General features: G+C 71.1%; 12 protein-coding genes. 10 read left to right on the top strand and 2 right to left on the bottom strand.

Going from position 1 to position 15,034, the window contains the following annotated elements; translation table 11 throughout:
- Positions 1-8: 8 nt before the first annotated feature.
- From AB663_RS03750 to AB663_RS03730, 5 genes are read left to right on the top strand one after another with little or no spacing between them, the layout of a single operon-like run.
- Positions 9-1,598, top strand: a complete 1,590-nt coding sequence (locus tag AB663_RS03750; protein WP_083511088.1) for an ABC transporter substrate-binding protein — start codon at positions 9-11, stop codon at positions 1,596-1,598.
- A 1-nt stretch (position 1,599) separates the two neighbouring features.
- Complete coding sequence (locus AB663_RS03745) at positions 1,600-2,643, top strand: ABC transporter permease (RefSeq protein WP_198147920.1); 1,044 nt, start codon at positions 1,600-1,602, stop codon at positions 2,641-2,643.
- A gap of 3 nt (positions 2,644-2,646) precedes the next feature.
- Entirely contained in the window at positions 2,647-4,413 is a 1,767-nt protein-coding gene (locus AB663_RS03740; protein ID WP_067195964.1) for a dipeptide/oligopeptide/nickel ABC transporter permease/ATP-binding protein, read from the top strand.
- Positions 4,410-5,180 (top strand): ABC transporter ATP-binding protein, encoded by a 771-nt coding sequence (locus tag AB663_RS03735; RefSeq protein ID WP_067195962.1) that lies wholly within the window; start codon positions 4,410-4,412, stop codon positions 5,178-5,180. The genes AB663_RS03740 and AB663_RS03735 overlap by 4 nt, the downstream gene beginning before the upstream one ends.
- Positions 5,177-6,361, top strand: a complete 1,185-nt coding sequence (locus AB663_RS03730; RefSeq protein WP_067195960.1) for a M20 metallopeptidase family protein — start codon at positions 5,177-5,179, stop codon at positions 6,359-6,361. The genes AB663_RS03735 and AB663_RS03730 overlap by 4 nt, the downstream gene beginning before the upstream one ends.
- 67 nt (positions 6,362-6,428) lie before the next feature.
- Here the strand turns inward: AB663_RS03730 and AB663_RS03725 are convergent, their stop codons facing one another.
- Complete coding sequence (locus AB663_RS03725) at positions 6,429-7,790, bottom strand: MFS transporter (RefSeq protein ID WP_067195958.1); 1,362 nt, start codon at positions 7,788-7,790, stop codon at positions 6,429-6,431.
- 295 nt (positions 7,791-8,085) lie between these two features.
- Here AB663_RS03725 and AB663_RS03720 point away from each other — a divergent pair, with 295 nt between their 5' ends.
- The 4 genes from AB663_RS03720 to AB663_RS03705 all read left to right on the top strand — a co-directional run bounded on the left by AB663_RS03720 (position 8,086) and on the right by AB663_RS03705 (position 13,466).
- Complete coding sequence (locus AB663_RS03720; protein WP_067195955.1) at positions 8,086-9,444, top strand: MFS transporter; 1,359 nt, start codon at positions 8,086-8,088, stop codon at positions 9,442-9,444.
- On the top strand, positions 9,441-10,712 hold the full coding sequence (locus AB663_RS03715; protein ID WP_067195953.1) for a CaiB/BaiF CoA transferase family protein: 1,272 nt from the start codon (positions 9,441-9,443) through the stop codon (positions 10,710-10,712). Before AB663_RS03720 ends, AB663_RS03715 begins: the two co-directional genes overlap by 4 nt.
- Positions 10,712-11,509: an enoyl-CoA hydratase/isomerase family protein gene (locus AB663_RS03710; protein WP_067195951.1), complete on the top strand. Its 798-nt coding sequence runs from the start codon at positions 10,712-10,714 to the stop codon at positions 11,507-11,509. The genes AB663_RS03715 and AB663_RS03710 overlap by 1 nt, the downstream gene beginning before the upstream one ends.
- A 61-nt stretch (positions 11,510-11,570) precedes the next feature.
- Complete coding sequence (locus tag AB663_RS03705) at positions 11,571-13,466, top strand: helix-turn-helix domain-containing protein (RefSeq protein ID WP_067195949.1); 1,896 nt, start codon at positions 11,571-11,573, stop codon at positions 13,464-13,466.
- Positions 13,467-13,605: 139 nt separating this feature from the next.
- Here AB663_RS03705 and AB663_RS03700 read toward each other — a convergent pair whose 3' ends face one another.
- Positions 13,606-14,262 (bottom strand): histidine phosphatase family protein, encoded by a 657-nt coding sequence (locus AB663_RS03700; protein ID WP_232304622.1) that lies wholly within the window; start codon positions 14,260-14,262, stop codon positions 13,606-13,608.
- A 194-nt stretch (positions 14,263-14,456) separates the two neighbouring features.
- On the opposite strand from AB663_RS03700, the gene AB663_RS03695 reads away from it, so the two are divergent.
- Positions 14,457-15,023: a dihydrofolate reductase family protein gene (locus tag AB663_RS03695; protein ID WP_067195947.1), complete on the top strand. Its 567-nt coding sequence runs from the start codon at positions 14,457-14,459 to the stop codon at positions 15,021-15,023.
- Positions 15,024-15,034 lie beyond the last annotated feature (11 nt).

Below are 15,034 nucleotides of genomic sequence, written 5' to 3'. Positions count from 1 at the left end.
AGAACGCCATGAAACGCAGTACCGCAGTACCCGTGGTCGCCGTCGCCTGCGCTCTCGCGCTGACACTGACGTCGTGCGCGGGATCGTCAGGACAGCCCGCACCCGGCGAGGGCGACTTCGTCTCCGGCGGCACGTTCGTGACCGCCGTGAAAGACGATCCGGGCGACCTCAACCCGTTCACCGCCATCTCGCCCGACACCTGGGGCGTCATCAGCCTCGCGTACGAGTCGCTGATCTCCGTCACCCCCGAGGGCGACTTCGAACCGTGGCTCGCCGAGAGCTGGGAGGAGACCGGCACCGAGGTGGTGTTCACCCTGAAGAAGGGGATCACCTGCGCCGACGGCTCGGAGTTCACCGCCCAGACGGTCGCCGACAACATCAACTACAACGCAGACCCGGCGAACGCGACCTTCTCCTACGGCTCGGTCATCGACGAGAAGGTCTCGGCCGTGGCCGACGGCGACACCGTCACCGTCACGAGCACCGAGAACTCGCCGTTCCTGGCCGTCAACATCGGCACCATCCTCATGGTGTGCGACGCGGGCCTGGCCGACCCGTCGACGCTGTCGGATGCGACCGACGGCACCGGCCTGTTCTCCCTGACCGACCTCAAGCCCGGCGACACCTACACGTTCACCAAGCGCGACGACTACACGTGGGGACCCGACGGGGTCGCGAGCGACACCGAGGGTCTCCCCGACACGATCGAGGCGCGCGTCGTGACCGACGAGAGCACCGCGGCGAACCTGCTGATCTCGGGCGAGATCAACGCCGCGTCCATCTCCGGGGCCGACCGCACGCGTCTCGACGGTGCCGGGCTGAGCCACGTCGGCGTGCGCAACCCCGTCGGCATGATGCTCTTCAACGAGAAGGAGGGGCGCCCGTTCGCCGATCCGCTCGTGCGCGAAGCGCTGTCGATCGCGATCGATCGCGACGAGGTCGGCACCGTCATCGCCGACGGCGAGGGCATCGAGCCCGTCTCGCTCGTCACGAAGACGCCGCTGCTGTGCGTCGCAGACGGCCCGAAGTGGAAGCTGCCCGACACCGATCTCGACCGGGCTGCCGAGCTGCTCGACGAGGCGGGCTGGGTCGAGGGTGCCGACGGTCTGCGTTACAAGGACGGTCAACCGCTGACGATCAAGTTCATCTACAACGCGCCCACCTCGACGCATGCCCCCGCCGCGGAGCTCGTCAAGAAGGCCTGGGACGGGCTGGGCGTCACGACCGTGCTCGCGGCGAACGACGCGGCGGCCTGGTCGGAGCAGCTCTGGTCGACGTTCGACTGGGACACCGGCTGGATCCAGGTCGTCCCCGGCGGCCCGCTGGTGCTGTCGACCTTCTTCGACGGCGCGATGCCGACCGAGGGCGGCCTGAACTTCATGTGGGTCGACAACCCCGAGTACTCGGCCCTCGTCGCGGAGGCGTCGAGCGCGTCCCCCGAGGACACGTGCGACATCTGGCAGGACGCGGAGGCCGAGCTCATCAACCGCTTCGACGTGTTCCCGGTGATCGACAACATCCTGCCGACCTACCAGTCCGGTGCGGTCTTCGACCAGCCGAACTACATCCAGCCCACCTCGATCCGGATGCTCGGCTGACATGACGACAACCCCTCCGCCCGCCGTCGCAGAGATGGCAGACGCCCGCACGGCCACGCTGGCGGCGCGGGCGGAGGAGCGCCGTCTGCGCAGGGGGCTCTCCCCGCGCACCGCGTTCCTGCTGCGTCGCCTCGGCCGACTGGTGATCTCGCTCGCCGTCGTGGTGATCGCCTCGTTCCTGCTCATGTACCTCGTGCCGGGTGACCCGGTGCGTGCGGCGCTCGGGCAGAGCGCAACGCCGCAGCTGGTCGAGGCCACGCGCACGCAGCTGGGGCTCGACCGCCCGATGTGGGAGCAGTTCTTCCGCTTCGTCGGCGGGCTGTTCACGGGCGACCTCGGCACCTCGGTGCGGTTGCAGAGGCCGGTGGCCGACGTCATCGCCCAGCGGTTCCCGACGACGCTCCTGCTCGCCGTGCTGGCCTTCGTCATCGCCGTCGTCGGCGCCCTGCCCGCAGGCATCGGTGCGGCGGTCCTCGCCCGCTCCGGTCGGCGGCGCGGTCTGTCGGCCACGCTCTCCGCCGTGCTCGGCATCCTCATCGCCGTTCCCAGCTTCCTCGTCGCCGTCGGCCTCATCTGGGTGTTCGCGGTGCAGCTCGGCTGGCTTCCCGTCGCCGGATGGGGAAAGCCCCAGGACGCCGTGCTGCCGGTCATCGCCCTCGCCATCGGGCCGATGGCGTACCTCGTGCGCATCGTGCAGGTCGAGATGCTGGCCGTTCTCGGCACCACCTACATGACGACGGCGCGGGCCAAGCGGCTGCCGCGGCGCCTGCTGTACCTGCGGCACGCGCTGCCGAACATCGTGACGGCCTCGCTCACCGTCGGCGGCCTGATCCTCGCGAGCCTCACGGCGGCGACCGTGCTCATCGAGACCGTGTTCGCCATCCCCGGCCTCGGTACGATCATGGTCTCGTCGGTCGGAGCGAAGGACTATCCGATGGTGCAGGGCGTCGTCATCGTCTACGCGCTCATCGTCCTCGGCATCAACCTCGTCGTCGACGTCATCCTCGCCACCATCGACCCGCGCTCGTCGATCACGGAGGGCTGACTCATGTCCGCGCGCTCGAAGCTCCTCACCCCCACCGCGATCTCGGCCGTCGTCGGCAGCGCGGTGCTCGTGTTCCTCGCCGTCGCGGGCCCCGCCCTGTGGGGTCAGGCGGCCGACACGACCGACGTCTCGTCGCGGCTGCTCGGCGCCGGCCTGGCGCATCCGTTCGGCACCGATGAGCTGGGACGCGACATCCTCGCCAGGGTGCTGACGTCGACGAGGCTCACGCTCCTGCTCACGCTCGGCGCGACGGCGATCGCCGTCACCGGCGGCATCGCCTTCGGGCTCGTGGCGAGCATCCTGCCCACGTACCCCCGGCGCTGGTTCACCGGTCTGCTCGACATCCTGCTCGCGTTCCCGTGGCTGCTCATGGTCCTCTTCTTCACGGTGATCTGGGGCGCCACCGCCACCGGCGCGATGCTGGCCATCGGCTTCGCCGGCATCCCGTCGTTCGCCCGGTTGATCTACAACCTCGCGTCGTCCGTGTCGGGCCGGGACTACGTCCGCGCCGCCAGGGTCGTCGGAGTGGGACCCGTCGGCATCCTGCTGCGTCACGTGCTGCCGAACATCGCCAATCCGTTCTTCGTCAACACGGCGGCCACGGCGAGCGTGACGCTGCTGTCGTTCGCCGGGCTCTCGTTCCTCGGCCTGGGCGTGCAGGCGCCGGAGTACGACTGGGGGCGGATGCTGCAGGAGGGCATCCTGCGCATCTACATCAACCCCTTCGCGGCGATCGGCCCCGGCATCGCCATCGTGCTCGCCGGCCTCGTGTTCACCCTGCTCAGCGAAGCGGTCGCGGGCGGCCAGGGCCAGGGATGGCGGGCCGTGGCGCGCAGGGCCACCGGCGGCGTGACGCTGACGTCGAAGCGTCGTTCGCCGGACGTGTCGCCCGCCTCGACGCCGGGCGAGACCGTCGCCGAGATCGCCGACCTGCGCATCGCCTTCGCGACGCCGGACGGCGGGACGATCGAGCGCGTGCACGGGGTGGATCTGCGCATCGCCCGCGGCGAGATCGTAGGCATCGTGGGGGAGTCGGGATCGGGCAAGTCGCTCACGGCGATGGCGCTGGCCGGCCTGCTCGGCGACGACGCCCGCATCGCCTGCTCGACGCACCGCTTCGACGACATCGACATGAGCCGGCCGCTGACCGCCGCCGACAAGTCGCGGCTGGGCGTCGAGCTGGGCATGATCTTCCAAGACCCGCTCACCTCGCTCAACCCCGCGCTGACGATCGGACGGCAGCTCACCGAGGTGCCAGAGGTGCACATGGGCATGCGCAGGCGGGAGGCGCGGGCGAGGGCCGCGGATGCGCTCACCGCCGTCGGCATCCCGAACGCGGCGTCGCGCCTGTCGCAGTACCCGCACGAGTTCTCCGGCGGCATGCGGCAGCGGGCGATGATCGGCATGGCGCTGACAGGGCGACCGCGCCTCATCATCGCCGACGAGCCGACCACCGCGCTCGACGTGACCGTGCAGCGGCAGGTCATGGGGGTGCTGAGGCGCGCGCAGGAGGAGACGGGGGCGGCGATCGTCTTCATCTCCCATGACATCGCGCTGGTGTCGGCGTTCTGCGACCGGGTGATCGTGATGAAGGACGGACAGGTGGTCGAGAGCCTCGCCGCAGACCGCATCCGCGAGGACGCCTCGCACCCGTACACGAAAGCGCTGATCGCGTGCCTGCCCGACATGACCAGCGACCGTTCGCGGCCTCTGCCGGTGATCCCGGCCGACCTCGTGCCGGAAGCGCTCGACGAGGAGGTGCCGGCGTGAACGCACTGGAGATCGACGACCTGAACGTCGCCTACGGCCGCACGCGCGTGGTGGAGTCGGTGAGCCTGCGGGTGCCGAAGGGACGCACGGTGGGCCTGGTCGGCGAGTCGGGCTCGGGCAAGAGCACCATCGCGGCGGCTGCGGTGGGGCTCGTGCGGCCCGAGTCCGGATCGATCCGCATCGACGGTGTCGAGGCGGCGGGGCGCGGACGTGCCGCGCACCGCGCGAGGCGCCGGATGCAGCTGGTGTTCCAGGATCCGTTCTCGGCCCTCGACCCGCTCATGCCGATCGGCGACTCCATCGCCGAGGCGCTGCGGGCGACCGGGCGCCGCTGGACCCGTGCCGAGCGCGTCGCCCGCGTGCGGGAGCTCCTCGCCCTCGTGCATCTCGATCCCGATCGGGCGGACGAGCGGCCCGCGGCGTTCTCGGGCGGGCAGCGCCAGCGCATCACCATCGCCAGGGCGCTCGCCGGTGAGCCGTCGGTGCTCATCGCCGACGAGGTGACGAGCGCGCTCGATGTGTCGGTGCAGGGGGCGATCCTCAACCTGCTGCGCGAGGTGCAGCAGGAGCTGGGGCTGTCGATGCTCTTCATCTCGCACAACCTCGCCGTGGTGCGCTACATCAGCGACGAGGTGTGCGTGATGCGCCACGGCCGGCTGGTCGAGGCCGGCCCCACCGAGCAGCTGCTCGCGCCCCCCGCCGATCCCTACACGAGGGACCTGCTCGACGCGGTCCCGGTTCTCGGCGAGAGGATGCGGTTCGCATGACGGCGATGTTCGGCGAGGCGGCGGAGGCGCTGCGCGACGATCTCGTCGCGGTGCGCAGGGAGCTGCACCGGGCGGTGGAGACCGGGCTCGACCTGCCGGAGACCCAGAGGATCGTGCTCCGCGAGCTGGAGGGGCTTCCGCTGGAGATCTCGACGGGCGACTCGCTCTCGTCGGTCACCGCCGTGCTCCGCGGCGCTCGGCCCGGCCCCGTGGTGCTCGTGCGCGGCGACATGGACGGCCTGCCCATCGCCGAGGCGACGGGGCTGCCGTTCGCGTCGACGTCGCGGGCGATGCATGCGTGCGGTCACGACCTGCACATGGCCGGTGTGCTCGGGGCGGTGCGGTTGCTCGCCGCGCGCCGTGACGAGCTGCCCGGCACCGTGGTCTTCATGTTCCAGCCCGGCGAGGAGGGGCAGGCAGGCGGCCGCATCATGATCGAGGAGGGCGTGCTCGAGGCCGCGGGTGAGCGACCCGTCGCGGCCTACGCCATCCACGTCGACAGCGCCACGCCGCGCGGGCAGCTGGTGACCCGCGAGGGGGCCATGATGGCGAGTGCGAGCGCGCTGCGCCTCACTGTGCACGGCACGGGAGGCCACGCGGCGTTCCCGCAGCATGCGATCGACCCCGTGCCCGTGGCCGCGCAGCTGATCCTCGCCGTGCAGGCGTTCGCCGCGCGCCGACTGCCCGCCACCGACCAGGCCGTGATCTCGATCACACGCATCCGCGGCGACTCCGAGGCCGGCAACGTGCTGTCGGCGACCGTGCGCATGGAGGCCAACATCCGCACGCTGTCGATGGCGACGCTCGACACGGTGCGCGAGCAGCTGCCGCCGCTGCTCGCCGGCATCGCCGAGGCCAACGGATGCCGCCTCGACGCCGAGTTCATCCCGTCATACCCGGTCACCTACAACGATCCGGCCGAGACGCGCGAGGTGCTGGCCGTGCTCGACGAGCTCGTCGGGCCCGAGCGGGTCACGAGGCTCGAGGCGCCGTCGATGGCGTCGGAGGACTTCTCGTACGTGCTGCAGGAGGTGCCGGGCACGCTGGTGTTCGTCGGAGCCGCGCCCGAGAGCGGGCCGATGCCGCTGCACTCCGAGCACGCCGTGTTCGACGACTCGGTGCTGCCGCTGCAGGCCTCGGTTCTCGCGGAGCTCGCCTGGCGGCGCCTCGCGCGCGGCTGACCGAGACGGGCTCCTGAGGGCGGCGGAGATCGTCGGACGTCAGGGACCTCCGCCGCCCGGGTGAGGATCAGTCCGCCGAGGCGGGTGCGACGGACGCTGCCGTGAGCGGGGACTCGCCCGTCGCCGGCCGCAGGGTCTCGGGCAGCGCGGCGATGCCGATGAGTCCGATCACGCTGAGACCCACGAGATAGGTCGCGACGAGCCAGGGCGCCCCGCCTGCGAGTCCGACGAGGGCGGTCGCGACGAGCGGCGCCGTGCCGCCGACGAGCGCCGCGGGGATCTCGCGGGAGATCGCGATGCCGCTCCACCGCATCCGCGTGGGGAAGAGTTCGGCCAGCATGGCCGCGCTGACGCCGATCGTGGCACCCTGCACGACGGCCAGCCCGAGGATCAGCCCGACGGCGACGAGGAACGAGTTCTCGGTCTGGAAGAGCAGGAACAGCGGGAAGGCGAAGACGATCGCGAAGATCGCGGCGCCCAGCAGCACGGGCTTGCGGCCGACGCGGTCGGCGAGCCTGCCGAAGCCGAGCGTGGCGGGGATGGTCAGCAGCTCGGCGACGATGAGGCCGACGAGGGCGTGCGTCGGGTTCACGCTCAGCGTGCCCGTGGTGTACGAGATCGAGAACGTCTGCACGATGTACACCCAGGGCAGGGCGAAGACGAAGAGCGCCATGCCGGCGAGCAGCGTGCGCCAGTGCGACCGCACGGCGAGCGCGAGCGGAGCCCGCGCGACCTCGCCCTCGCGCTCCGCCGCCTCGAACGCGGCGGTCTCCTTGACCCGCAGGCGGAAGTACAGGGCGAACGCCACGATGACGATGCTCGCGATGAACGGGATGCGCCAGCCCCAGGCCTGGAAATGCTCGACCGGCAAGAGGCTGATGAGGGCGAACGTGGCTGTCGCGAGCGCCATGCCGAGGTACACCGACGCCCCGGGGAAGCCTGCGACGAAGGCGCGGTTGCGTGTCTCGGACGACTCGCTCGCCATGGTCATGGCGCCGGCGAACTCCGCGCCGGCTCCCGCGCCCTGCACGAGACGCATCAGGATGAGCAGGATCGGCGCCCACACGCCGATCGCGTCGGCCGTGGGCAGAACGCCGATGAGCGTCGTGGCGGTGCCCATCATCAGCAGCGTCGCGAGCAGCGTGCCCTTGCGGCCGATGCGGTCGCCGAAGTGCGCGAACACGAGCCCGCCGATCGGGCGTGCGCCGAAGCCGACGGCGAAGGTGGCGAAGGCGCCGAGGAGGCCCGCGAACTCGCCGCCGCCGGGGAAGAAGAGCGGCGCGAAGACGAGGGCCGATGCCAGGCCGTAGAGGGTGAAGTCGTACCACTCGATGACCGTCCCGACCGAGCTTCCGATCACCGCCCGACGGCGCTGCGCGCGCGGGTCCAGTCCGGGTCGATCGATGTCGTCGGCGATGTCGATGTCCATGGCACTCCTTCGTGTCGGCGGGGCATGCCGGCGCTCATGGCCGGCACCATCCAGGCTAGGAACGGCCGCCGCGCGGCCTCATGTGCGAGGGGCACACCGTTGCGCGGCGGGGATGGGCGCAGCCCACAGGGCCGTGCGGAGCCGTGCGGTGTCGTCACGTGCAACCCGACATGTCGGTGGCAGCCATGCGGCACCGCCGGATATGGCCGTCACAGACATGGAACAGGGCGTGGGCGCGCTGTCAGCCTGGACAGGCCGGCATCAACGGTGAGGCCGGTGGAAGGGATACGCACTCATGACCTCGGCATCCACCGCGACGCACGGCTCCGCCGCACCGTCCGCCCCGGGGAGCACCCCGCGATCGCAGATCCGCACCATCGTCGCGTCCAGCGTCGTCGGCACCACGGTCGAGTGGTTCGACTTCTTCGCCTACTCGACCGCCGCGGCCCTGATCCTCAACGGACTGTTCTTCCCCGATTACGACCCTCTGGTCGGCACGATCCTCGCGTTCGGGGGTATCGCCGTCGGCTACTTCGGCCGTCCGCTCGGATCGATCGTGTTCGGGCACTTCGGCGACCGGATCGGACGCAAGCGGATGCTCGTCGTCTCGCTCGTGCTCATGGGACTCGCCACCTTCCTCATCGGTCTCCTGCCGACGTACGCCGTCATCGGTGTAGCGGCTCCCATCCTGCTGATGGCGCTGCGCCTCGTGCAGGGCTTCGCCCTCGGCGGCGAGTGGGGCGGTGCGGTCCTGCTCGTCGTCGAGCACGCCGAGCCGCGGCGCCGCGCGTTCCTCGGCAGCTTCCCTCAGGTGGGCCTGGCGCTCGGGCTGACGCTCTCGACGCTCGTGTTCCTTCCCCTGGTGGCCCTGCCCGGAGACGCGTTCGCCGTGTGGGGCTGGCGCGTGCCGTTCCTCGTCAGCGCCGTGCTCGTGCTCGTCGGCCTGTTCATCCGGTTGCGCATCACCGAGACCCCCGAGTTCGAGAGCATGCGCCGTGCGGGGGCGACGGCTCGCGTGCCGCTGTGGGAGACGCTGCGCAGCCACCCCGCCCAGGTGATCCTCGCCGCCCTCAGCTTCGCCGTGATCGGAGCCGTCTTCTACATGCTGTTCACGTTCAGCCTCACCTACGGCACGGAGTTCGTCGGCCATGCGCAGTCCGAGATGCTGACGATCGCCACGGTGTGCTCCGTGCTCGCGCTGGGCGGACTGCCCCTGGCCGGGTGGCTCGCCGACCGCTACGGCGTCGGCCGGGTGTTCGCCGCCGGCACGATCGTGTCGATCCTGCTCGCGTTCCCCGCGTTCTGGCTCATCGACACGGGTGGCCTCGCTGCGGCGTACGCCGCGTACATCGCCATGACCGTGGCCTTCTGCGCCACCTACGGCACGCTGGGCGTGCTCTACGCGCAGGCCTTCGACGTGCGCATCCGCTACACCGGAATGTCTCTGGCGCTCGGCATCGGAACCATTATCGGCTCGGCCTTCGTGCCGATGATCTATCTCGAGCTGCTGTCCCTCACCGGCGGGTCATGGGCGATCTCGCTCTACATCGTCGCGGCCGGCCTCGTCACGCTCGCCTCGGCGGCGCTGCTCACCCGCATCGGCCGCCGCGGATCGGCCGCCGACGGCTCGACGGCGGAGGGCGGGCGGCGATGATCGACGACCTCACGCGCGCCCTGCTCGGGCGGCTCGGGGGATCCGACGCCGCGCCGGGGTCGCTCGCCGGTGTCGTCGTGCTCGACATCACCCGGGTGGTGGCCGGCCCCTACTGCTCGATGATCCTGGCCGACCTCGGTGCGACCGTGATCAAGGTCGAGAACCCCGACGATCCCGACTACACCCGCACATTCCCTCCGCTTCTGCGCGGCGGAGACGAGGATGCCGAGCCGCTGAGCGGGTTCTTCGCGCAGTTCAACCGCAACAAGCTCGGCATCACCCTGAACCTCAAGAGCCCGGAGGCAGCCGAGGTGCTCGACCGACTGGTGCAGCGCGCGGACGTGCTGGTCGAGAACTTCCGGCCGGGCACGATGGAGCGCCTCGGCCACGGTTACGAGCGGCTGCGCCGGATCAACCCCCGCCTGGTGTACGCCGCGCTCAGCGGGTTCGGGCAGACGGGTCCGTACCGCCTGCGCCCCGCCTACGACAACAGCGCGCAGGCCACGGGCGGGCTGTGGTCGATGAACGGAGAACCGGACCGCCCGCCGACGCGCGTCGGCACGATCATCGGCGACCTCGCGGCCAGCCTGTACGGCGTGATCGGAGTCCTGGCGGCGCTGCGGCATGCCGAGCAGACGGGCGAGGGGCAGCTCGTCGACATCTCCCAGCAGGACTCCGTGCTCACCCTCACCGAGAACGCCGTGGTGTCATACACCGTCGACGGCGAGATCGCGCGACCGCTCGGCAACGAGCATCCGTTCGTGCGCCCCTATTCGCTCTTCCCGTGCGCCGACGGGTTCGTGTTCTTCGGCGGTTACACCGACAAGTTCTGGCGGCTGTCGTGCGACACCTTCGGCACGAGCGCCGACTGGGACGACCACCCCGAGCTGCACACGATGGCCGGACGCTTCGACGCCGAGGTCTACCGCGAGAAGGTGCATCCGATGATCGTCCGATGGTTCGCACACCGCACGAAGGCCGAACTGGAGCAGCTGGCCGGCGACCTCGTGCCGCTCAGCGCCGTGAAGGACATCGGCGAGGTCGTCGACGACCCGCAGATCGCCGCGCGCGGCATGATCGTCGAGCGCGAATACCCGGGGCACGGGACGCTGCGCACGTTCGGGTCGCCGGTGAAGCTCGAGCGCACGCCCCCGCACACGGCGGGCTTGGCGCCCGGTGCGGGTCAGCACACCGCGGCGGTGCTGGAGGACCTTCTGGGATACTCGGCCGCCGAGGTCGAGGCGCTGCGGGCAGGCGGTGCGGTCTGATGGGCGTGCGCCTGGATCGCTCCGGCGGCATCGGCCTCATCACGATCGATCGGCCCGACAAGCTCAACGCGCTCACTCTGGCCATGTACGACGACCTCGGCGCGGCGTTCGCCGAGGTGCGTGACGATCCGCGCATCGGGGTGGCGGTGCTCACGGGCGCGGGCGACCGGGCGTTCTGCGTCGGCGCCGACCTCGGCGAGTCGATCCCCGCCCTCACCGAGGAGCGCTTCGACATCAGTGAATGGGATGCCGCGCACCAGAAGCACTCCGTGCTCGACAAGCCGGTCATCGCGGCCGTCAACGGGCTGTGCCTGGGCGGCGGCTTCGAGATCATGCTCTCCACGGATGTGCGGCTCGCGTCGACCGAGGCGCAGTTCGCGCTGCCCGAGACCGGGGTGGGTGTGGTGCCCGCCGGCGGCACGCTCGTGCGGCTGATCCGGCAGATCCCCTATGCCTTCGCCATGGAGCTCATGCTGTGCGGAACGCGCATCGATGCCGAGACCGCGCTGCGCTACGGGCTCGTCAACCGCGTCGTGCCGGCCGAGCGGCTCGTGCCGGAGTCGATCGCGGTCGCCGAGGGGCTGCTGGCCAAGAGCGCGACGGCCCTCGCCACCGTGAAGAGCGCCGTGCGGGCGCTGGCCGACCTGCCGTACGAGGAGGCGTTCCGTCGCGAGGCGGTGCTCGGTCAGCGCGCGTTCGCGAGCGACGACGCGCGGGAAGGCCTCGCCGCGTTCGCGCAGCGTCGCACGCCGGTGTTCCCGTCGCGGACGTCATCGGCCGGGGGCGTGCGCGGGTAGTCGCCGCCCACCTGCTCATAGACTGCAGGGAGTGCGGTGACGGAGGCGACGAGGAGGCGCGGTGGGTGACGATCGTGCGACGCCGTTACGCCTCGTCCGTGAGGTCGTCGCGGCCACTCAGGCGGAGCCGGGGGAGCGGGTGGACGCGCTCACCCGACTGCTGGGACAGGCCGGCGTCGACCCCGAGGAGGTCGACGAGCTCGTCGCGTCGGTGCGGGACTCTCAGCAGCTGACGGCGAGGCTGCGACGGCGGACGGCGGAACTCGAAGCGCTCTTCTCCACGGCACGAGAGCTCGTACGGCTGCAGGACGTCACCGATGTGCTGCGACGCCTGGTGGAGCGCGCGCACGAGCTCATGGGCACCGACGTCACCTATCTGTCCGAGGTCGACAACGAGCGCGGTGATCTCCGCGTGCGGTACTCGGCCGGCACCGTCACGCCCGAGTTCCGCGACCTCTTGGTGCCTGCGGGATTCGGCCTGGCGAGTCTGGTCGCCACCACTCGCGAACCGGCCTGGGTGCGCCAGTACGCGAGCATGGCGGATGCTCCGCACGATCCCGCCATCGATCTCGCGGTCGAGCGCGAGGGTCTCGTGTCGTTCCTCGGCGTACCGCTGGCCGTCGGCGACGAGGTGCTCGGCGCCTTGTTCGCGTGCAACCGGTTCGCGCACGACTTCACTCCCGACCAGGTGCTGCTCCTGTCGGCGTTCGCCGATCACGCCGCGGCCGTGCTGCACAGCGCCAGGGTCCTGGCGGAGAGCGCCGCCGCCAGGGCGCACGCCGAGACCGCCTACCGCGAGCTCGAACGGCACCTGACGGCCACCCACCTCGTCAGCGCGATCCATGAGGAGCTCACCACTGCGGTCGTGTCGGGGGCGAGCCTCATCGACCTCGTCGCCACCGTGTCGGATCGGCTGGGGCGGCGCGTGCACGCGGTCGACGAGTCGGGGCGGCCGCTCGATGCCAGGGCCGCGCCGGCCGGACTTCCGCGCCGTCGTGCGCTCGCCGACGCGATCAGGGAGAGCCGCGCCAGCGGGCACGCCGCCATCGTGCGCCACGACGGCCGGAGCTGGATCATCGTCGCGATCCTCGGCGTCGACCGCGTTCTCGGGGCCATGGTCGCCGAGGAGGACCCGCAGCGTGCACCGACCGACGACATCGCGCGACCGACGCTGGAGCGCGCGGCGCACGTGGCGGCGCTCGTCGAGTTCAAGCGCGACGCGGTGTCGGCCATCCGCGCCGAGCGACGATCGCGGCTGCTGGGCTCGGTGCTCGATGGCACCGCGGAAGCGGCGTCGTTGTCGGCGGAGATCGACCGTCCGCTGCGCGCAGCGGCCGTGGTCGATGCGGGCGGGCGCAAGGGCGCACTGGTTCTCGCCGCGGAGGCCGTCGGCGACGACGGGCTCGTCGCGCTGCGTGATGGCCGGCTCGTCATCGGATGGGTGCACGCCGATGCGGCGGACGCCACCGAGCGCGTGCGGCGGCTGCTCGCGGAGTCGCCCGGCACCGAGGCGACGGCGGTGGTCGGGCCTGCCGTCGCGGATCTTCCCGGGTTGCGGGCGTCCGTCGACCGCATCTCCCGCGATCTGCACTTCCTTCGGCCGCTCGGCATCACGGGTGCCTCGGTGCGCTCCGACGACTTCGCGCCGTACCACGTGCTGACCTCGGCGGAGCCGGACGCCGTCGTGCGCTTCGTCGACGCACTGCTCGGGCCCGTGCGCGACTGGGACGCGCGCCGCGGGACGGCGCTCGTCGACACCCTGTGCGCGTACTTCGACGCCGGAGAGAGCAAGCAGGCGACGTCTGCGGCGTTGCGCGTGCACGTCAACACGGTGCAACAGCGTCTGGATCGCATCTGGACGCTCCTCGACGCAGATCCGGATGACGCCGAGTACCGGTTCCGGCTGCAGGCGGCTGTGCGCCTGGAGGGACTGCGGCGTTCGTTGCAGCCGCGATGACCTGCCTGTCGCCCTGGTCGCGCTCACTGCCGGCCGCGCAGCATCAGGCCGAAGGAAGCGAGAGCCGCCGTGCTGAGCGCCGTTCACCGCAGCGGGTCACGAAGACCTGGTGCCCCAGTCGGATGCCGCACCGGCCCGGTCATGACTCCGACGGTTGCAGGGGCAGCTGCGGCCCGTGGTTCCAGGCGAGGATGGCGGGCTGCTCCCGGTAATAGCCGAGCACCGAGACGGAGCCGGCGTCGAGGGTGATGCGCGCGGCGAACCGTGGCGCCTCCCGCAGGAACACCGCCGTGAGGATGCGGAGGTAGTGCCCGTGGGCGATCAGCGCGACGTCGCCCTTGGCCATCGCCGGGAGCACGCGGGTGAGCACGCGCGAGGCACGGGCCGCGACCTCCTCCACCGTCTCTCCCGGGGTCTTCCCCCGGATGACGCCGTGCGCGAAGGCCGTCCAGTTGTACCCGAGCTCGGCGCGGATGTCGGCGGTCGTGCGCCCCTCGTACCCGCCGTAGTCCCATTCGACGAGCAGCGGGTCGATCTCGGCATCCAGGCCGGCGAGCTCGGCCGTGCGCCGCGCACGCTGCAGAGGTGACGAGAGGATGAGCCCGAAGTCGTAGTCGCGCACGAGCTCACCTGCGGCACGGGCGAGCTCCTCGCCGCGCGGCGTGAGGGGGATGTCGGTGAGCCCGGTGTGGCGTCCGCTCTTCGACCACTCCGTCTCGCCATGCCGGAGCAGCACGAGTTTGCCCTGCGGGTTGTCGGGTGCCGGGTGGTCGGGCAGCGGGTCTGGTGCATCCACACCGCCACCGTACCCCTCTGGCCTGACAGACCAGACCTGCGGGTGGTGTGGCGAAGGCGGAGTTATCGTCGACGGCGGGTGCCTCCCGGCGCAGTGATCGCGACCCCCTGTCGGTCGCGCCCCGCTGGTTCTAGACTCTGCGCGATGCATCCGGTTCCGTGGACCGCCCGCGGCACCGCGGATGAGGAGGCGACATGCAGACGCTCACGATCGACTTCATCTGCTCGCTCGACGGATACGGCGCTGCCGAGGGGTGGCCGGGGCTGTGGGGCATGGGCGGGCCCGAGTACGCCGAATGGCTGGAGACGGCGATCGACCGCGATGCACCGCTGCTCATGGGTGCGACGACCTATCGGGTCATGTCCGGCCTGGTCGCCGAGGGCGAGCCGGGCACCGAGGTGCTCAACGACATCCAGAAGTACGTGTTCTCGTCGTCGCTCGCCGAGCCGCTCGCGTGGCAGAACTCGACCCTGGTGCGCTCGGATGCGGTCGGGTTCGTGCGCCGTCTCAAGCAGGAGTCCGATCGGCCGTTGCGCACGCTGGGCAGCGTGTCGCTGTGCCGCTCTCTGCTCGAAGCGGGGCTCGCGGATCGGTTCCGCGTGGTGCTGTTCCCCGTGATCACGGGGGCGACGGGGCGCGACCGCATCTTCGACGGCTACCCCGACGTGCGTCTCGGTCTCATCGAGTCGCGCACCTTCGACGGACGCCTCCAGCTGCTGGAGTACGTGCCGACCGTGCTCGACGGACCGCCGGAGAGCTGACCGCCCGACCG

This window comes from Microbacterium sp. XT11 (genome assembly GCF_001513675.1).
Taxonomy (GTDB): domain Bacteria; phylum Actinomycetota; class Actinomycetes; order Actinomycetales; family Microbacteriaceae; genus Microbacterium.
The sequence above is the reverse complement of the archived record's forward strand: the minus strand, read 5'-3'. Positions and strand labels throughout refer to the sequence as shown.